Genomic DNA, 19,697 nt, shown 5'->3' with positions numbered 1-19,697 from the left:
TAAAAATCTAGACTAAATCGAAAACCTTTAGTATCTATTCCAAAATTTTCTGCATTCTAGACAGTAAGCTCGGTAATAACCAGTGAAAGCGCTATATTAAGTAGGCAGAACGAGTTAGAAGAAGCTACTTGTAATTTTGGGAAGACAGCCTTTAAATCAAAATTATTCCCACTCAATCGTTGCAGGTGGCTTGCTCGACACATCATAAGTCACACGGGACACGTCGGCGATTTCGTTCATGATACGGTTACTGACCGTTTCGATGAGCTCATAAGGCAAGTGGGCAAAGCGGGCAGTCATAAAGTCAACCGTTTCAACCGCTCGTAGGGCAATGACCCACGCATAACGACGACCATCACCAACCACGCCAACCGATTTCACTGGGGTAAACACTGCAAACGCCTGAGCCGTCTTCTCATACCAACCCGAACGCTCTAATTCCTGCATAAATATAGCATCGGCTTGACGCAGAATATCGGCATATTCCTTCTTGACTTCGCCCAAGATACGTACGCCAAGCCCTGGACCTGGAAACGGGTGGCGATTAATCATTTTTGGCGGCAATCCAAGCGCAATACCCAGTTTACGTACTTCATCTTTGAACAAATCACGTAGCGGTTCGACCAATTCAAACGCCAAATCGTCAGGTAGTCCGCCGACGTTATGATGGCTCTTAATCACATGTGCTTTGCCTTGGTGCGACTTGGCAGATTCAATAACATCAGGGTAAATCGTCCCTTGCGCCAAGAACTCAACAGGTTTGCCATCGCTGCCTTGACTCACATCACGTGCGGCATCGGCGAACACATCGATAAAGGTTTTACCGATGATTTTGCGTTTGGCTTCAGGATCCGCCTCGCCCGCTAAGGCATCTAAGAAGCGGTCTTCGGCATCGACACGCACCACTTTAACACCCATATTTTCAGCGAAAACTTGCATCACTTGATCGCCTTCGTGCAACCGCAATAGTCCATTATCAACGAATACGCAAGTCAGCTGATCGCCAATCGCTTTATGCAATAGAGCGGCGACCACCGAGCTATCCACACCGCCAGACAAGCCTAATAGAACTTGCTTGTCGCCAATCTGTTTTTTAAGCTGCTCAACACGCATATCGATAATATTATCAGGTGTCCAGTCGCCAGCACAGCCGCACACTTGATGTACAAAGCGAGATAGCAATACATCGCCTTGCAGCGTATGGGTAACTTCAGGGTGGAACTGTAGACCATAATAGCCTTTGTCTTCATTGACCATGACTGCGATTGGGCAGCTTGGGGTACTGGCAACCACTTCGAAGCCTTTCGGGGCTTCGACGACTTTATCGCCATGGCTCATCCACACATGTAGACGGCTATTGTCTTTATGTTCATCTTCAACGCCATCAAGTAAGGTGCTTGACCCTGTGATATCAATGACTGCGGCGCCAAACTCATGTACATCACTCGCTTGCACTTTGCCACCAAAGTGGTCCGCCATGGCTTGCATACCATAGCAAATACCCAAAATAGGCACGTCTAAATCAAATAAGGCTTGGTTGATTCTAGGGCTATTGGCATCATGGACACTTTCTGGACCACCTGACAGAATGACACCTTTAGCACCAAAGTCTTTTATGCGATCGCTATCAATATCATAGGGATACATCTCACAAAATACGCCTGCCTCACGCACTCGTCTAGCAATAAGCTGGCTATATTGTGAGCCAAAATCGATAATTAATATGCGGTCTTCTTTAATGGTAGGCAGTGCAGGCGTGGCAGTAGTCATAGTGTCATCCAATCCAATAATGAGTGGCAAAAGCGTTGTAAAATTTGACGCCTATTTTAACAAGTTTAGCTCAGAAGAGGGTTATTAAATTGGGCAAAAGATTGGACATAGTACGATACGCCAGTTAATTGTCCTACTATGGTCAACATATACCTTTAACTGCTATAGTGTTTTAACTCAATTTGAGACAACAAATCATAGCTACGATGAACCCAACGCCCTTCATATTGAAACAGCTATTGAAACAAGGCTCATGCATTCAATGATGTCTAATCGTGCATAATCCAGTCTCTTTTAATCTAATAACAGTCATAGTCAGTAAGACTGTCTGCCATAAAAGGAACACCAATGAGAATAAAACCGATATTCATATTTTTCTTAGTGGTCTTCGCCATTAATTGGTTACTCAACATATTTATGTCACTGGGTCAAAGTCTACCTTATGTATTGCTACTTAGCGTTATCAGTACTGCACTGTTTTATTTTTTGATGTTCATGCGTAATAAATGGCGCAAATAAACTAATATATTTCTGATTACTTCTAGGATTTTGATATTTTTTCTCAACTTCCCCGATAGCTTAACGCCTCAGTGAGATGCGGTGTTTGGATATCCACACTGTTTGATAAGTCTGCAATCGTACGGGCAATACGCAATACTCGATGATAACCGCGAGCAGATAGATTTAACTTGGTTTGTGCCATCGCTAATAGTTGCTTTTCGCCTTCGCCAAGTTGGGTGTGACTGTCTAATTCACTCGGGGTTAAATCGCTATTGGATTTATTTTGGCGCTCATACTGTCGCTTGCTCGCCTGAGTCACTCTCGCCCGTACCGCTTGCGACTGCTCTCCTGTATTGACATTTTGCAAATCACTAATGGGCAGTGCCGGCACAGTCACATGCAAATCGATTCGATCTAATAAAGGGCCAGATATCTTATCTTGATAACGCTTAATTTGTTCAGGGCGACAATGGCAACGCCCTGATGGGTCGCCATGATAACCACATGGGCAAGGATTCATCGCTGCTACTAATTGAAAGTTAGCCGGAAAAGTGGCTTGCTGATTGGCACGGCTGATGGTAATTTGTTTGGACTCTAAAGGTTGACGTAACACCTCTAACACTTTTCTATCGAACTCTGGCATCTCATCAAGAAACAAAACGCCTTTATCAGCCAATGTAATCTCGCCAGGTTTGGGACGTGAACCACCCCCAACCAAAGCCACTGCTGATATGGTGTGATGCACTTCACGAAATGGACGGGTGCCATATTGATATTCGGTATTGGCAACTGAATACGTACTGGCGACCTCTAGCGCTTCTTCATCGGTTAAATCTGGCAATATCGTTGGTAATCGAGACGCCATCAGGGTCTTACCAGAGCCAGGAGGCCCCGTAAACAGTAGCGAATGCCCGCCTGCCGCAGCAATTTCGAGTGCTCGACGTGCATGATGCTGACCTTTAACATCTGCCAAGTCCACCTTGTAAGTCGCATTCAAAACAGGCGCTTTACTGACCACAGGGGTTAATAAACCCTCACACGCTGCCTCACTATTGGCATTAAAACGGATACTGTTTTCAGCTCTTAAATGTTCACACACGGCTTTAAGCGTTGCTGCACCATATACCTCTACGCCAGCCACTCGGCTCGCCTCTGCCCCACTTGCTTCCGGCACAATCAACTTTCGGATTTTATTTAATGCCTTATCTGCATTACCTTCTTGCAGATTTTCTTTACTATTCTGAGAGTTATTACCGTCTGTTTTTATCGCTCGTGCAACGGCCAAACTGCCTGCAACAGGCCGCAGATTACCATTTAACGCCAGCTCTCCAATAAATTCATAATGCTCTAACCAGTCTGGTTCTATTTGACCACTTGCCGCCAAAATGCCCATAGCAATAGGCAGATCCAAACGGGCCCCTTCTTTAGGTAAATCTGCGGGCGCAAGATTAATCGTCAAACGTCTATTAGGAAACTGAAAATTTGAATTAATGATGGCTGATCGAACCCTGTCCTTACTCTCACGCACTGCCGCTTCTGGCAAACCCACTATAGTCAAAGCGGGCAACCCTTGCGATAAATGTACTTCTACCATAACCTCAGGCGCGTGTAGCCCAACAACGGAACGAGTATTAACTTGGGCAAACGACATATAAGGCCTTAAAATAGTAAAGAATCTGTGGAATAATGTAAGACTTTAGCAAACTGTGCTAAGTATATACAAGCGCAGACCCTTTCTCATAAATATCTTCAGGAAAAGCCCGTGACTTACGTAAGATGGGATCTAGGCAAACAGCTGTAATCTGGCAAGTCGCACACAAGTCGTTTGTTTCAGCGTTATATAACTCGTTTACCACAACTACTTTTTTTGCCGTTATTTGAGTAATATGCGACCTAATATAAACCACATCGCCACCCTTTAGCTCTTTTAGATAGCGCAAATCTTGTGCCACTGTTGCCATGGCTATCTCGCCCTGACGCAATACGCTAGGCGTGACACCCATGTGATTAAATACATGCCATATTGACTGCTCAAAGAGCTCATTGTAAGCACGAATATTCACATGACCCATGTGGTCGCATTGCCAGTTATGTACGGTGCCACGTCCTGTGACAAAACTCTTATCATCCATGACATCCTCCTCTTACAAAACGGTTAGACACTGACCGTTATAGCATTTATTCTAAGTATTATCTACTGACGCTAACGTATTTAACAGTCAGACTTTATAACCTGTATTTATCCGTTACGATGACGTTAGAAGATATAAATCACGTTTGATTTGCTATAATCAAACACAAAGAGCGTCATTGCTTTAAAACTCTCTCGTCAAACAACACTAAAAGAAAACCTTAAGCCGACACACGTCAGCTAACCGATAAGGGCTAGCCCTATGACCACACCACAAAAACCCTCTTCTCTTTTTACCGATCAAGCAGACTTACCACCTACGACGCAGCGCCCTGATTTTTCGCCACCAAACCCGTATGCTAAAAAACAGTTTGACGACGCCACATCTACCATGCCACCACTTGTGTACGATGAAACGCTTATCCATAAATACAACCGCTCAGGGCCACGCTACACCTCGTACCCAACTGCGCTTGAATTTAAACCCATTCAGTCTGGAGTAGAACTAGACGTCTTAACTTCTCGTGACCCGAATACTCCACTGTCTTTGTATTTTCATATTCCTTTTTGCCGTCACCTTTGCTACTACTGTGCTTGTAATAAAATCATTACTAAAAAGAACAGTGATGCAGGCGATTACCTTGATTATTTAAAGCGTGAAATTAAGCAGAAACGTGCGCTGTTAAGCTCACCTGAAGCTGGCAAAAAACCCTATGTGAAACAGCTACATTTGGGTGGAGGGACACCAACGTTTTTCAGTGATGATGAGTTGGTTGAATTGTGGGAGTTTTTACAAACCCAATTTGAGTTTGCGCCAACCACAACTAATGATATCCCTTCATCTGATACAAGCACAGAGTTTGGCGACTATTCAATAGAAATTGACCCACGTGAGCTTAGTGATTCAACTTTAAAAACACTAAGACAATTAGGCTTCAATCGTGTCAGCTTTGGGGTACAGGATTTAGAAGATAAAGTGCAAATTGCGGTAAACCGTGTACAGTCAGAATCCCTGATCCGCAGAGTTATGCAGGAAGCCCGCGCGCTTGGCTATCGTTCAATTAACATTGATTTAATCTACGGTCTTCCCCATCAAACCCCTGCCACCTTTGCGCATACCGTATCTCGAATTATTGAGATGTCGCCCGATCGACTATCTATTTTTAACTATGCTCATCTTCCCTCTCGCTTCAAAGCACAGCGCCAAATAAAAGACGCCGACTTACCCAGCTCTGCCCAGAAGCTGGATATGTTTAGTGATACCATCAAAACGTTAAGCAATGCAGGCTATCAGTATATTGGTATCGATCACTTTGCAAAGCCTGATGACGAGTTGGCTATCGCCCAACGTGAGGGCAAATTGCATCGAAACTTCCAAGGCTATACGATACTTGGCGATTGTGATTTGCTAGGTTTTGGCGTGTCATCTATTAGCCAAATCAATAGCACCCTGTATGCCAATAAGGGCAACTCTGCAAGCCATATGTTGCAAAATGACACCGATATTGATGCCTATCAAGCGACCATTGATGCAGTAAAATTGCCTGCGGTTAAGTACATTAAAACGACCATTCAGGATCGGTTGCGTGGGTATGTCATCTCTAATTTGCTATGTCACGACTATATTGACTTCAAAGACTTAAATCAAAAGTTTGGTATTGATGCTATTCCTTATTTCATTACTGAAATTGAGCAATTGGGAGAGATGCAACAAGACAAGCTCATTGATATGGATGTGGCGGGTATTCGCATCCTACCTAAAGGACGCTTGCTTGCCCGTAATGTGGCAATGGTGTTTGATACCTATTTATCCAGTAAAGAAAAAGGCCGTTTCTCTAAAGTTATTTAAACCCCTTTTAATGACTTATTACACAATAAAAACCGACTTAAAAGTCGGTTTTTTATTGTTAAACAGGTAAGGCTCATTACTTTAAAACTGGTTATTTTAATGCTAGTTACCTTAATGTTAGTTACTTTAATGAATCGGTAACGGCTTTTAATAACGGCGGTATGTCCATTACCTCGGTCATAACCTCTAAAAACACCAGCTTATCTTGATTATCTTTTGCATCATCCAAAGCTGATTTCAACTGTGCTGGCGTGCTTGCTTTTAGCATTAAGCAGTTGTGCTCCGTGCCCCCAAAACCTTTAAATAGTGATGGCCAGTCGCATGTTGGAATATCATTATACGGTTGCTCTTCTCCGTGAATGGCACGCTCAACCGTGTAGCCATTATTATTCACAATGACGATAACCGGATTTATCTTTTCACGGAACATGACAGCAATATCTTGAATGGTTAATAAAGCTGACCCATCACCAATGAGTAGTACGCCACGTTTGTGCGGTGCGGCAACTGCTGCTCCCAAACTTGCTGGTAACGTATAGCCGATTGATCCCCAAAGTGGCTGTCCATAAAAAGTAACACCCTCTGGCAAACGAACTTCGCTCATACCAAAATACGATGTGCCTTGGTCAGCAAATACTATATTATTTTCGTGTAACCGTTCAGCAATGATATGCCACAAATCTTTTTGTAATAACTGAGCATCATCACTACCTTGTTGTTTAAACGAATCCACTTTGCCCACTAACTGTTTAGGCACAATGTTTATGCCTGAAGTCAACACGTCATGTAGCACTCGTAGCGCATCTTTCATGGCGATCGGCGCAAAAGTTTTACCGGCGACTGTAGCACGCTCTTGATGAATATCGACCACACGAGAGGTTTCAATATTTTGAGTAAATCCAGCCGTCGTCGTATCGGTGTAATTAACGCCGATTTTGATAAGACATTCTGCGTTTTCAACCGCATCTTTAACCACTTTTTGCGATGGCTTACCGACGTACACACCCGCCCAACGTTCACTTTGTTCATCAAGCAGTGTTTTACCCCATGAAAGCGTCGCGTAAGGAATATTGGTATCCGCTATTAAGGCTCTCAGCTGCGTTTGCAGACCCAAACGATGCACCATTAAATCAGCGATCAATGTCGTCTCTTTGCCTTCAATATAGCCCATCAATGCTGTTTTAAAGTCTTCGAGAGCTGATTGACTGGTAATATCTTCTTCGCTGTCTTTTAACTGCGTGGTAGGCGGGTAAATCGGCATTTTTGCCACATCTGGTGATAACAGTAAATAGCCTGGGCGCTGCTTTTTTAATACCAAACGAATGACTCTATCTATCTCAGATGCTGCATTTTCAGGCGTGATTTCAGCGCGTGCAACCGTTACCGCTTCGACCATTTTTATAAAGTGATTAAATACCCCATCACCTAAGCTGTGATGTACACGGCGCTGACCTTCAATATGTTTGGTGGCAGGCGCACCAACAATATGCAGAACCGGTGCATATTCTGCATAGGAGCCTGCCGTCGCATTAATGGCAGACAATTCTCCCACCCCGAAGGTGGTTACCATGGCAGCAAAGCGACGTTCACGCGCATAACCGTCGGCAGCATATCCTGCATTTAGCTCATTGGTATTACCTACCCAGCGCAGCTTATCTGAAGCAATCACGTTATCTAAAAAAGTTAGGTTGTAGTCCCCTGGCACACCAAATATTTCGGTAGCGCCTGCTTCTGCTACGCGTTCAAATAAATAGTCCGCAATCGTATAGCTTCTATCTTCCATATTTACTGCCTCATAATCCATTACGGTGATAGTGAATGTATTGGTAGAAAATCTACTCAGTCATAATACATTAAAACGATAACTTAAAACAAAAAGTTATCAACAAACATAAAAAAAGTAATTAAACAAAAATAATCCATAACTTTAAATTTAATAATTGAAGACAATCTTGATGTACCGCCAATCTCCAGTAAAAAGACCCCACAACGCTTTACAGTTTGTGGGGTCTTGATAGCTAAAGGAGTCTAAAATTTAACACTCGTTAGACCTAAACGTATTCATACATCCTAACGCTCTAAAATAATGCAGCCATCTTTTCTAATAACGGCGGCATATCCATTTTAGCAGTAAACACTTCAATGAATACCATCTTATCTTGAGTATCATGTGCTTTTGTTAAGGCAGACTTAAGTTCACTAGGTGTCTTAGCGGTTAGCATTAAACAATTATCATCATTTGCGCCAAATGCTCTAGGCATTAATTGCCAATCACATTTCGGAATATCATTATAAAGCTCATCCTCCCCATGAATGGCGCGTTCTATGGTGTAACCCGCATTGTTTACGAGCAGAATGATTGGGTTTAGTTTTTCACGCAACATGACAGCAATGTCTTGAATGGTTAAAAGCGCAGAACCATCACCAATTAATAAAGTGGTTCTTTTAGAGGGTGAAGCAAGGCCTGCACCTAAACTGGCTGGTAAGGTATAACCGATGGAGCCCCAAAGCGGTTGGCCGTGAAAGGTTACGCCTTCAGGCAAGCGAATTGGACCCATACCCGTGTAAGCTGTTCCCTGCTCAGCAAATACTAAACTGGTATTATCTAAGCTGTCTGTCACTATATGCCACAAATCATCTTGTAACAATGGCTCGTCATCTTTACCTACCTGCTTATGCGCCTCAATCCTGCCTTTTAGCGGTTTAGGAATGACATTAATCCCTGAGGTTAGCACCTCATGTAAAGCTTGCAGCGCATCTTTCATGCTGATAGGTGCAAATGTCTTACCGCCTATCACTGAGCCTTCCTCACGGATATCTACCGTCCTATCTTGCTCAATTTTATGACTAAAGCCCGAGCTAGTTGTGTCCGTAAATGTCACACCCACAATAATTAAACACTCTGCATTTTCGACAGCATCCTTAACCACTGGATGCGATAATCCTCCGTAATATACACCTGCCCAGCGGTCATTATCTTCATTAAGCAGTGTCTTACCCCACGACTGAGTTGCATAAGGGATTTTCGTATCCGCTACCAGTGCTTTCAATTCTGCTTGTAACCCTAAGCGTTTGACAATGGCGTCTACAAACAATGTGGTTTCTTTTCCATTAATATGTTCACTCAATGCTTGCTTAAAGTTAGCTAAAGCCTCTTGGCTGGTCACATTATCTCTTTCCAGATTCAGTTTAGTAGTCGGGCGATAAATAGGCATTTGAGCAACATCAGCTGGTAGTACCAGATAACCTGGACGCTGCTTCTTAATCACTTGGCAGATGACATGATCAATCTGTGAAGCAGCATTTTTAGGGGTAATTAAAGCTTGCGCCACACTTACAGGCTCACTCATCGCCATAAAGTCATCAAATTCGCCTTCACCTAAGCTATGATGCAGAATTAGCTTTCTTTCTTGGTAATTCAACTTTGGTGCACCCGCAATATGTAATACCGGTGCATATTCAGCATACGAGCCAGCTATTGCATTTAAGGCAGATAACTCGCCTACCCCAAATGTCGTTACCATAGCAGCAAATCCACGTTCCCGTGCATATCCGTCAGCGGCATAACCTGCATTTAACTCGTTTGTATTACCTACCCAGCGTAGCTTATCAGACTCAATAATATTATCTAGAAACAATAAGTTATAATCCCCTGGCACCCCAAATATTTCTGTGGCACCCACTTCAGCTATACGGTCAAATAAGTAATCTGCAATAGTATAATTATCTTTGCTCATCATAATATTCCTATAATTTATTAGATTTTATAGTTAAAAGTTTTTGTGCTCGTAAAGTTTTGTAGGTTTAAACGAAGAAAGATAGCAGCCTTTAGAAAAGGTTTATTGCCATCTCTTATAGATACGGCTCTCAAAAGTAGTCATTCTAAAATGAGAGAGTCGGGAAGTAACGGATACAAAACCTATTATTAATTATTACCATAACACTCTTATGATTTGTGTTTGAGATAACCATAAGTCTGCGATAACCATAAGATAGATAGGCGAATCTCAAATTATATTTAATAATTAAATGGAATGATTAAAAACAATTAAAATGTAATCAATGGTAGAAAAAGTGTATACATCACTTATTAAAGTTATTCAAACACATGGTTTAATGGGCAGCCATTAATAAAGCGTCTACCCATTAAACCATCACATCCTTATCAACAGGTTGGGTTTAGAATAACTTTTATCAAGTTAGGACTTTAAGAGGACCTAATACAAATTTCTCATCAATAAATTCAACTTTATTAACTCTAGAGTTTATTACCCACCATACCTTTTACTGTATTTATAATATCAGCGGGTAATACAACCGTTTTGGCATTATCTGACTCTGCTAACTCTCGCATCGCTTTAATGTACTGCTCACCTAGTAAATAAACCACAGGCATCTCCTCCTCCCCCATTGCACTAGTAATAAGTCGTATTGACTCTTCAGACCCTTTAGCCAATACCACTTGAGCTTCAGCATCGCGACGAGAAGCTTCTAAGCGGCCATCTGCCTCTAGAATAGCCGCCTGTTTTTGACCATCTGCACGAGTAACCGTAGCACGACGTAAGCGCTCTGCCGCTGCTTGTTCTTCCATCGAAGCCTGCATAGTTTGAGAGGGGTTAATATCCTGAATTTCAACCGTTTTAAGGGTAATTCCCCAATCAGCAATATCTTCTGAAATGGCTTGTTTAAGATGCGCTTTAATTTGGTCTCGACTTGACAAAGCACTGTCCAAATCCATCTCACCAATAATTGAACGCAGGGAAGTTTGGACTAAATTGCGAATACCATATTCGTAGTCCTCGATACCATACACTGCTTTTTCTGGTTGAGTAATGCTGATATACGCAACTGCATTGGCAATGATAACCACGTTATCTCGTGTAATTACTTCCTGCGAAGGGATATCTAGAACAATATCTTTAGTGGTTAACTTATAAGCCACATCATCAACGTAAGGAATAATGATATTTAACCCTGGCTCTAGCGTTTGCTGATATTTACCAAGACGCTGTACAATCCACTTATACCCTTGCGGTACAATCCTTACCCCTTTAAAAATGGTAAAAACAACCAGCGCTACTAATGCAATCAATACAATACTAAAACTATTCACCCAAATTCTCCCTATTTATAATATTTTTATTTCATTTCTATTTAAACTTTACTATAACCTGATAAACAACAGATTACACCTCATTCATCTTAGTAGACGAATTAAGCAGCTCAACAATTAACTCATTGCCTGCAATATCTATAACCTCTACTCTATCGCCCACCTCTACTACGCTACCACGAGTACGACACATCCACTCTGTTGCACCGACTATAGGAACGCTAAAACGTACCGTTCCAACACGATTAGGTAATGGCTTCACAGTTATCATACCTACTTCGCCAATGATAATGCTTCCACCTAATCCCGCTTTGGTTCGATCTACAGATAACGGTTTAATATATTTAAACCACGCTATTACCATAATAATGGAAAATACCAACCACAAAACAATTTGTACTACTTCAGATATTGGTAATAGCCACGCTAATAAAGCAATCATTACTGCAGCAACACCAAACCATAACGTAGCAAACGTGGTCAAAAACATCTCAGAGATCATTAATATCACACCGAGTACTAACCAATGCCAAGGTTCTATTGCAAACATGATGTTATCCTTTCCCTATTTTTATACTCAGAATCCTATTTATCATATCACTTTAAAAGGTTCTTCTTACTATTTACATATATTATAAGTGTAAATAAAAAAACGACCGCCTAAGCGATCGTTTTAGCCATTTAATACTGACCAATTAACACTGACCAATATTAAAATGACTCATTAAAACTTAACATGGGCACCAATTGACATCAAGTCCGCATCACTACCTAACATAGAGTATTCACCTTCAACACTGAGGTTTGGCGAAACATCAAAGCCTAAACCGAGACCACCAGCAAAACTTGTTTCATCGGAGCTTGAGCTTAGCGATCTGCCGTTTCTACCTGCAGACGCATCAATATCCGTTTTAGCAATTCCTAATTTACCTTTAGCATATAGACCATTAACTGGCAGAGGATAACGATAGGTACCATATGCACCAAAAGTAGACATATCATACTCGCCTTTTACGCCGCCAAGAGTAGCATCCTCATCATTTGAGGTTAAATATTCAAGCTCAACACCAAAGTAGGGATCAAAGTTATAGCCACCGTATACACCAAAAGTAGTAGCCTTATCTGTACTAGCATTATCGATATCTACGTCAACTTGTCCTGCTTTTACCCCAATATAGGGCTGTCCAGCAAAGTTTAAGTTAACAGCTGCTTGTGCTCCAACGCTTAAAAGAGAGCCCACAGCTAAACCCATTAACGTTTTTTGAAAGATTGTCATTATCTTCTCCTATTGAAGTGTTTATAAAGTAAGCTAAAAATGCTTATTTAATCAGTGAAAACATGTCAGTACATTACTAAACGCTGAGGCTTAAGTTTTATGCTTGAACCTAAATTAGCTAATCATATCAGCCTAGCCCTTAAATCTAAGCCTTTAGCCTTTAGCCTTTAGCCTTTAGCCAAAGTATCTTGCAAATAAGAACCTTAAAACTATAGTAACAAAATATTTCAATATTACTTGTTGTCTTTTATTTAATATGATGTGATTTTTGCAAAATATGTCTGTAAATATCATAAAAAAACGACCGCTAAAGCGATCGTTTTATAGTATTTTAATACATCATTATTTTAACTGACGCTAAACGGATTTAGAATTTAAAGTTAGCACCTAGAGTAATACCAGTAGCATCTAAGTCTTTACCATTTACATCATCTACAGTAGGATACCAGTCATAGGCAACTTCAACAGCTGCGTTAGGTGCAATGTTATAACCCAATCCTAAACCACCCGCAATCCCTGTCTCAGATTTGCTTAAACTATTTACCTTACTATTTGCTACCTTAGACTCAATCTCTACTTCATTTTTAGCAACACCTAAACGACCTTTAGCATACAAACCACCAGTATTCGGAATTGCATAGTCATAAGTACCATATAAACCATATACTTCGCCATTGTACTCAGACTTAGTTAAGGTTCCTGTTTTAAAGTCTTCATCACCGGTGGTTAAATATTCAGCTTCAACACCAAAATTTGGGGTAAATTTAGCACCACCATAAAGACCATAAGATGTTGCTTTTTCATCAGCGTCATCTAAGTCATACTGACCAACCTTAGCTCCGATATATGGCTGTGCTGACATGTTGCCATAGTTCACAGCTGCTTGGGCACCAGCGGTCATTAGTGAACTTGCAGTTAGAACCATTAAAGTTTTTTGTAGAGTGTTCATATGTTTCTCCTAATAATATGTCTATTAAATAGACAGTTGCGATACAAGCTTTCAAATAAGTGGAAATAAAAAGTGTGCTTGCTATCGATAACGACATAATATCAAAAGAATTATTTTTTTCTGTCGGTGTTTAATAGCTCCGAGGTTAATTTTTGCAAGTAGTTATTATGGCCGCTGTTACAAAACCCTAGTTATGAAACTATTTGTTACAATTACTGTTTTTTGCCATACTTCGGATACAATTAAAGTTGTTTTATTTTATCTAAATAGGCTTTGGATAAAAAAGATTGATTAAAGGATTGAGTTAATAATGGTTAGCCCTACCCAAATACATTTAAAAGAAGCACTACTGGCTCTCAAACACCATCAGCAATATCGTCAGTTGCCGGCGCTTAAACATAAGGGGCGACATGTTAAAACGAACAACACCACTTTGCTGAATATTGCTAGTAATGATTATCTTGGGTTAGGTGGCGACCCTCAGCTACAAGCGGAATTTATTGAACATCTGCAATCTTGTTCACAAACCCACTCACACCTACCAAAAATGGGTTCCACTTCCTCACGCCTGTTGACAGGCAATGACTATCAGCTACAGGCACTAGAAACAGAATTAGAAGAGTGGTATCAACTAGCAAATGGGACATTTGAACAATCTGTGTTCAGCAAATCTGCTCTAGTAATGAACAGTGGTTATCATGCTAATATAGGCTTATTGCCAGCCCTGACAGTGCTACCTATTAATACGGTTATATTGGCTGATAAGCTGGTGCATGCCAGTATTATCGATGGTATCCGCTTAAGCCAAAGCAAGCATTGTACTTTTAAGAGATACAGGCATAACGATTATAACCAATTAGCCTCATTGATTGAACGCACGGATGCGCAAGTTGAACGCATTATTATTGTTACTGAAAGCATATTTAGTATGGATGGGGATCGTGCTGACCTACTTACTTTAGTAAATCTTAAAGCAATGGATTCACGCATTGAATTATATGTTGATGAAGCACATGCCGTTGGCGTACTTGGACGTAATGGGCTAGGGCTGGCAGAGGCAACAGGAACATTGGCAAATATTGACTATTTGATTGGTACATTTGGTAAGGCTTTTGCGTCGATGGGGGCGTATATATTTTGCGATGCAGATGTCAGAGAATGGCTGATTAACCAAACCCGTTCGTTTATTTTTAGCACATCGCTCCCCCCCATCAACCATAGCTGGACCCGTTTTATTTTGGCAAAAATGCCTGAACTTAATCCCCTGCGCGATTATTTATCAAAGATATCTCTTAAAGTTAACCAAAGCATTAATCCGTCTTGCACTTCATACCACTCTCCCATCATACCGTATATAGTAGGCGATAATGCCAGTGCCGTGGCCAAAGCAGAACAATTACAAAAGGCTGGATTTTATGCCCTTCCAATTAGGCCACCAACGGTACCTGTGAATACGGCGCGCATTAGACTGGTAATGAATGCAAGGCTAACTACTGACGACTGTGAGCGCCTAATAAGGCATCTGTAGTTAGCTTACCGTTCAATATATAGACAAAGCTCAATAATACTTACGATGACTTTATATCTACAGACCTTATATCCTTATATTTTAAACCCTTATATAATCCTCCACTTAGTCTAAACCTCTACTTAGTCTAAAATGGTTACAAGCAAATGAGCGTAAACAGCAGTTGATTTATTAAATCTGCTACAGCAATCGTTAGCAAGCCTAATCTATTTAAAACGCCTCTCACTGTAATGTAAATAGCAATATGATCAATAAACATATAAAGTCTACTTATGTATAAGCGCTCATTTATAAATCCCTATCTAACAGGACATGACCCTAGTTATGGATAATAACGACCTTCTAAGTACTCCTAATTCAGCTAATTTAAGCCCGAGAAAGCAAATCATTGCTAAACATTTTTCTCGTGCAAGTCATTACAATCAGCATGCTCGTATACAGCAGAAAATTTGCCAACAGCTATGTGACAAAATTGTAGCAGACAATCAAGATAGCGTATTAGAGGTGGGAGCAGGGAGGGGACAGCTGACCCGTTTGCTTGCTGAAAACATCACAAGTAAACATTGGCTAATTAATGAGCTATGTGAGAGTCAAGCAGAGGTATTGATGTCTATTTTACCCAATGCCAACTTGGCTATTGGTGATGCCGAAACAATACCCTTGAGTGTAAATAATAACACTAAACATAGCCTTATTATCAGTGCAAATGCGATACAATGGTTTGATAATCCGCTACGCTTTGTTGAACAGTCGTACAAAAGATTAGCGCCTGCTGGCCAGTTATTATTTAACACCTTTACACCCGATAATTTTTTGCAAATCAAGACGCTAACAGGGCAAGGATTAACCTATCCCTCGAATTCTGACTGGCAGCATGCCTTAGAAAATTTAGCCTACAAATGCATATCTTTAGAGACATATCAATACGATCTACAGTTTCCCAGTCCTTACGATGTCCTAAAACACATGAAACTAACGGGTGTATCCACCAATCAAGCTCAAATGTCATCATCATTGACACCAACTAATGAACCACAACCGTTTATGTGGACAAAATCAAAACTAAAAGCGTTTGAAACATCGTATTGGCAAAATTTCTCAACGGTCAATACAGCCGGTAAGCGTTGTGTTACTTTAACCTACAGTGTCCTTATTATTAACGCTTTCAAAGCCTAAAGCACACCTAAACAGTTTTGTTACTTGGCCAGCTGTTTTATCAATTACTTATGCCTAAAAGCCTGATTAACAACAAAAAGACCGCACTCTACAGTGCGGTCTTTTTAATGATGAGAACTATACTCATAATGTTACATAAAGACTAATATCAATGCCAAATCCAAGAATTATAGTAGATTAGCAAACAAGCTCAAATACTAAAAATAGTACGCTAAGCGAGTTTGACAATGCTAATTAATTTTTGAGAAAAGCATCCTTATTTCTTGTCGTCTTCATTAACTTCGGTAAACTCTGCATCAACAACATCATCATCGGCTTTTGCATCAGCGCCATCAGCCTGCTGGAACTGGCTTGGATCCACACCTTCTGCGCCACCTTCCGCTCCAGCAGCATAAATTTTCTGGCTGATTGGCAGGAAGGCGTTGTCTAATGCTTCAAGTTTCGCTTTGATGTCATCATGATCATCTTCCTTCGCTGCAAGCTCTAGTTCAGAAATAGCAGCTTCAACGGTAGACTTCTCTTCGTCCGTTACTTTATCTTCTGCTTCTTTAAGAGCTTTTTGAACAGCATGGATACGGCCATCTGCTTCGTTACGAACTTGAGCAAGAGCAGCAAATTTCTCATCTTCTGCCGCATTCGCTTCGGCATCTTGTACCATTTGTTCGATCTCTTCATCCGTCAAACCAGAGTCTGCTTTAATTTGGATGCTTTGCTCTTTACCCGTACCCTTGTCTTTTGCTGAAATATTCATGATACCATCAGCATTAATGTCAAAAGTAACTTCGATTTGTGGCATACCACGTGGTGCTGGCGGAATATCGGTTAGATTGAATTCGCCAAGTAGCTTGTTTTGTGCAGCTACTTTACGCTCACCTTGGAACACTTTAATAGTTACCGCAGGCTGGTTGTCTTCAGCGGTTGAGAATACCTGTGATTTCTTGGTCGGAATCATAGTGTTTTTCTCAATAATACCCGTCATTACACCGCCCATGGTTTCGATACCAAGCGTTAATGGTGTTACGTCAAGCAATAGTACGTCAGTCTTGTCACCAGATAGTACAGCACCTTGAATTGCTGCACCAACGGCTACCGCTTCATCTGGGTTCACATCTTTACGAGGCTCTTGACCAAAGAAGTCTTCTACTGTTTTTTGTACTAAAGGCATACGAGTCTGACCACCAACTAAGATGACATCATCGATTTCACTGGCCTTAAGACCGGCATCTTCTAATGCCATTTTGCAAGGGGCAATGGTGCGTTTTACTAAGTCTTCAGTCAGGGCTTCAAGCTTAGAGCGACTAATAGTAACTACTAAATGCTTAGGACCAGTGGCATCTGCTGTGATATAAGGCAAGTTCACATCTGTACTTTGGGCACTTGATAGCTCAATTTTAGCTTTTTCCGCCGCTTCTTTAAGACGCTGCATTGCTAACGCATCACCTTTTAAGTTGAAATCTTGTTCTTTTTTGAACTCGTCAACTAAATAGTCAATTAAAGCTAAGTCAAAATCTTCACCACCTAAGAATGTATCACCATTAGTAGACAATACCTCAAACTGTTGCTCGCCATCAACGTCAGCAATTTCAATGATTGATACGTCAAATGTACCACCACCTAAGTCATATACAGCAATAGTACGGTCGCCTTGCTTTTTATCCATACCATAAGCAAGGGCAGCAGCGGTTGGTTCATTGATAATACGCTTAACATTAAGGCCAGCAATTTTACCAGCATCTTTAGTTGCTTGACGCTGTGAATCATTAAAATAAGCAGGAACAGTAACAACCGCATCAGTTACTTTCTCGCCTAAATAATCCTCGGCCGTCTTTTTCATCTTCTGTAGAACTTCTGCAGAGATTTGTGGGGGCGCCATTTTCTTACCATTTACTTCTACCCAAGCATCACCATTGTCCGCTTTGACAATTTTATAAGGAACCATGCCGATATCTTTTTGCACCACTTTGTCATCAAAACGACGCCCAATAAGACGTTTAATAGCAAATAAGGTGTTATGAGGATTTGTCACTGCCTGACGCTTAGCAGATTGACCAACGAGTGTCTCACCATCTTTATATGCAATGATTGATGGTGTCGTGCGAGTCCCTTCAGAATTTTCAATGACTTTAACGCTGTCACCTTCCATTACTGCTACGCAAGAGTTTGTTGTACCTAAATCAATACCAATTGTTTTAGCCATATTATAAAGCTCCGAAAGTTTTATTATTAAGGTTTGTTTCAATACTAGCGATGACTTTGCAATAGTTATTAATCTAAAAATAGATTAACTTTTTAATAAGTCTCGCTTCTTGTATATTTATATCGGTTTAGTTGGTCAGTTTTTCAAGCTAAATTCTGCTAGAAACTCATTTTTAATGTGAATTTTTGTATGCCCTATCCATACAGACGTCTAAAAAACTTACTTTTTATGTTTTGATAGACATCAAAGGCTGGTTTACGTTATTTATTGACCTACTTTAACCATAGCAGGGCGCAATAGGCGACCATTTAGTGTATATCCTTTTTGCAATACCTCACCCACTGTGTCTGCTGGAGCATCTGGATCAATACCAACTGCTTCATGAAACTCAGGGTTAAACTTATCATTATCAGGATTAACCACTTCCACACCCTGTTTACTTAATACTGATAAAAATGTTTTATGGGTCAATTTAACCCCTTCCATAATAGCGTCATCAGCATCGTCATCATTTTCAACGCTCACAATGGCACGCTCTAAATTATCGACGACTTCTAATAGCTCTTTGATAAATTTTTGCAGAGCAAATTTGCGGCTTTTTTCTGTCTCTTGCTCCATACGCTTTTGTGCATTGTAAGCATCCGCGTTCGCACGAGCTTGACCTTCTTTAGCCGCTTTAACTTCACCTTCTAGTTCTGCAATACGATCTTCATACACTTTTAAATCAAATTCACTGTGTATCACTTCGTTTTCGCCATCATTATTTGCTGGGTCAAACTCCTTCATCGTTTGCTCTAATACAGTGCTAGTTGCTTGCTCTGCATCATGGGTAGCAGATGTAGTTTCATCATTCTGATTATCATTACTCATAATGTCTCCTAAACAGCCTTATTAGCGGGCTTGGTTGATGTACAAAGTTTATATATAGGGATGCTACCAAAAAAGCGTTAAATTAACGTACAATTATACTTACTTATATTTATATGGGGGCATGTTCTATATTCGCAAATACCAATTGATCTATAAAATATCTGTACTGTTAAGACACACTTCTTTGTTATTTTCTTCAATGCTAACAGCTTGATAAAGGTCGTACACTAAAATTTCAAGCTTTAGGCACAAACTTAACACAATCACTTTTGTTAATTTGACTGTCCTGACTGATACCTTCAGCGTTAGCATTGTTAAGACTGCGTATTGTCGTCAC

14 protein-coding genes are annotated in these 19,697 nt (G+C 40.7%); 3 read left to right on the top strand and 11 right to left on the bottom strand.

Going from position 1 to position 19,697, the window contains the following annotated elements; all coding sequences use genetic code 11:
* Positions 1–162 precede the first annotated feature (162 nt).
* The 3 genes from guaA to AC2SLN_RS11370 all read right to left on the bottom strand — a co-directional run bounded on the left by guaA (position 163) and on the right by AC2SLN_RS11370 (position 4,403).
* Entirely contained in the window at positions 163–1,770 is a 1,608-nt protein-coding gene (guaA, locus tag AC2SLN_RS11380) for a glutamine-hydrolyzing GMP synthase (RefSeq protein ID WP_486549371.1), read from the bottom strand.
* A gap of 562 nt (positions 1,771–2,332) precedes the next feature.
* Positions 2,333–3,922: a YifB family Mg chelatase-like AAA ATPase gene (locus tag AC2SLN_RS11375; RefSeq protein WP_486549372.1), complete on the bottom strand. Its 1,590-nt coding sequence runs from the start codon at positions 3,920–3,922 to the stop codon at positions 2,333–2,335.
* 58 nt (positions 3,923–3,980) lie between these two features.
* Positions 3,981–4,403, bottom strand: a complete 423-nt coding sequence (locus AC2SLN_RS11370; protein ID WP_486549373.1) for an acyl-CoA thioesterase — start codon at positions 4,401–4,403, stop codon at positions 3,981–3,983.
* Positions 4,404–4,664: 261 nt separating this feature from the next.
* Between AC2SLN_RS11370 and hemN the strand changes: the two genes are divergently transcribed.
* The gene (hemN, locus tag AC2SLN_RS11365) at positions 4,665–6,251 is read left to right on the top strand and encodes an oxygen-independent coproporphyrinogen III oxidase (RefSeq protein WP_486549374.1); all 1,587 of its coding nucleotides are present in this window, start codon (positions 4,665–4,667) and stop codon (positions 6,249–6,251) included.
* 121 nt (positions 6,252–6,372) lie between these two features.
* Here hemN and AC2SLN_RS11360 read toward each other — a convergent pair whose 3' ends face one another.
* From AC2SLN_RS11360 to AC2SLN_RS11335, 6 genes are all read right to left on the bottom strand, one after another.
* Positions 6,373–8,034 carry an alpha-keto acid decarboxylase family protein gene (locus AC2SLN_RS11360; RefSeq protein WP_486549375.1) on the bottom strand — a complete coding sequence of 554 codons (1,662 nt, stop codon included), beginning with the start codon at positions 8,032–8,034 and terminating at the stop codon, positions 6,373–6,375.
* A 295-nt stretch (positions 8,035–8,329) separates the two neighbouring features.
* Positions 8,330–9,988, bottom strand: coding sequence for an alpha-keto acid decarboxylase family protein (locus AC2SLN_RS11355; RefSeq protein ID WP_486549376.1), 1,659 nt, complete (start codon positions 9,986–9,988; stop codon positions 8,330–8,332).
* A 521-nt stretch (positions 9,989–10,509) separates the two neighbouring features.
* On the bottom strand, positions 10,510–11,364 hold the full coding sequence (locus AC2SLN_RS11350; RefSeq protein ID WP_486530718.1) for an SPFH domain-containing protein: 855 nt from the start codon (positions 11,362–11,364) through the stop codon (positions 10,510–10,512).
* A gap of 73 nt (positions 11,365–11,437) precedes the next feature.
* Positions 11,438–11,917, bottom strand: a complete 480-nt coding sequence (locus AC2SLN_RS11345; RefSeq protein WP_486549497.1) for an NfeD family protein — start codon at positions 11,915–11,917, stop codon at positions 11,438–11,440.
* 171 nt (positions 11,918–12,088) lie between these two features.
* On the bottom strand, positions 12,089–12,640 hold the full coding sequence (locus AC2SLN_RS11340; protein WP_486549377.1) for a porin family protein: 552 nt from the start codon (positions 12,638–12,640) through the stop codon (positions 12,089–12,091).
* Positions 12,641–13,007: 367 nt separating this feature from the next.
* Positions 13,008–13,589, bottom strand: coding sequence for a porin family protein (locus AC2SLN_RS11335; protein WP_486549378.1), 582 nt, complete (start codon positions 13,587–13,589; stop codon positions 13,008–13,010).
* Between the two features lie 310 nt (positions 13,590–13,899).
* Here AC2SLN_RS11335 and AC2SLN_RS11330 point away from each other — a divergent pair, with 310 nt between their 5' ends.
* Positions 13,900–15,117: an 8-amino-7-oxononanoate synthase gene (locus tag AC2SLN_RS11330; RefSeq protein ID WP_486549379.1), complete on the top strand. Its 1,218-nt coding sequence runs from the start codon at positions 13,900–13,902 to the stop codon at positions 15,115–15,117.
* A 324-nt stretch (positions 15,118–15,441) separates the two neighbouring features.
* Positions 15,442–16,293 (top strand): methyltransferase domain-containing protein, encoded by an 852-nt coding sequence (locus AC2SLN_RS11325; protein WP_486549380.1) that lies wholly within the window; start codon positions 15,442–15,444, stop codon positions 16,291–16,293.
* A 256-nt stretch (positions 16,294–16,549) separates the two neighbouring features.
* Here the strand turns inward: AC2SLN_RS11325 and dnaK are convergent, their stop codons facing one another.
* Together dnaK and grpE are read right to left on the bottom strand one after the other, a co-directional pair.
* Complete coding sequence (gene dnaK / locus AC2SLN_RS11320) at positions 16,550–18,490, bottom strand: molecular chaperone DnaK (protein ID WP_486549381.1); 1,941 nt, start codon at positions 18,488–18,490, stop codon at positions 16,550–16,552.
* A gap of 264 nt (positions 18,491–18,754) precedes the next feature.
* Positions 18,755–19,360, bottom strand: a complete 606-nt coding sequence (gene grpE / locus AC2SLN_RS11315; protein WP_486549382.1) for a nucleotide exchange factor GrpE — start codon at positions 19,358–19,360, stop codon at positions 18,755–18,757.
* Positions 19,361–19,697 lie beyond the last annotated feature (337 nt).

The organism is Psychrobacter sp. CX90, from assembly GCF_057396305.2.
This window is presented reverse-complemented; position numbering and strand designations above follow the sequence as displayed.

Coding starts and splice junctions, on each gene's coding strand:
- guaA (WP_486549371.1), bottom strand. CDS start 1,770: ATGACTACTGCCACGCCTGCACTGCCTACCATTAAAGAAGACCGCATA.
- AC2SLN_RS11375 (WP_486549372.1), bottom strand. CDS start 3,922: ATGTCGTTTGCCCAAGTTAATACTCGTTCCGTTGTTGGGCTACACGCG.
- AC2SLN_RS11370 (WP_486549373.1), bottom strand. CDS start 4,403: ATGGATGATAAGAGTTTTGTCACAGGACGTGGCACCGTACATAACTGG.
- hemN (WP_486549374.1), top strand. CDS start 4,665: ATGACCACACCACAAAAACCCTCTTCTCTTTTTACCGATCAAGCAGAC.
- AC2SLN_RS11360 (WP_486549375.1), bottom strand. CDS start 8,034: ATGGAAGATAGAAGCTATACGATTGCGGACTATTTATTTGAACGCGTA.
- AC2SLN_RS11355 (WP_486549376.1), bottom strand. CDS start 9,988: ATGAGCAAAGATAATTATACTATTGCAGATTACTTATTTGACCGTATA.
- AC2SLN_RS11340 (WP_486549377.1), bottom strand. CDS start 12,640: ATGACAATCTTTCAAAAAACGTTAATGGGTTTAGCTGTGGGCTCTCTT.
- AC2SLN_RS11335 (WP_486549378.1), bottom strand. CDS start 13,589: ATGAACACTCTACAAAAAACTTTAATGGTTCTAACTGCAAGTTCACTA.
- AC2SLN_RS11330 (WP_486549379.1), top strand. CDS start 13,900: ATGGTTAGCCCTACCCAAATACATTTAAAAGAAGCACTACTGGCTCTC.
- AC2SLN_RS11325 (WP_486549380.1), top strand. CDS start 15,442: ATGGATAATAACGACCTTCTAAGTACTCCTAATTCAGCTAATTTAAGC.
- dnaK (WP_486549381.1), bottom strand. CDS start 18,490: ATGGCTAAAACAATTGGTATTGATTTAGGTACAACAAACTCTTGCGTA.
- grpE (WP_486549382.1), bottom strand. CDS start 19,360: ATGAGTAATGATAATCAGAATGATGAAACTACATCTGCTACCCATGAT.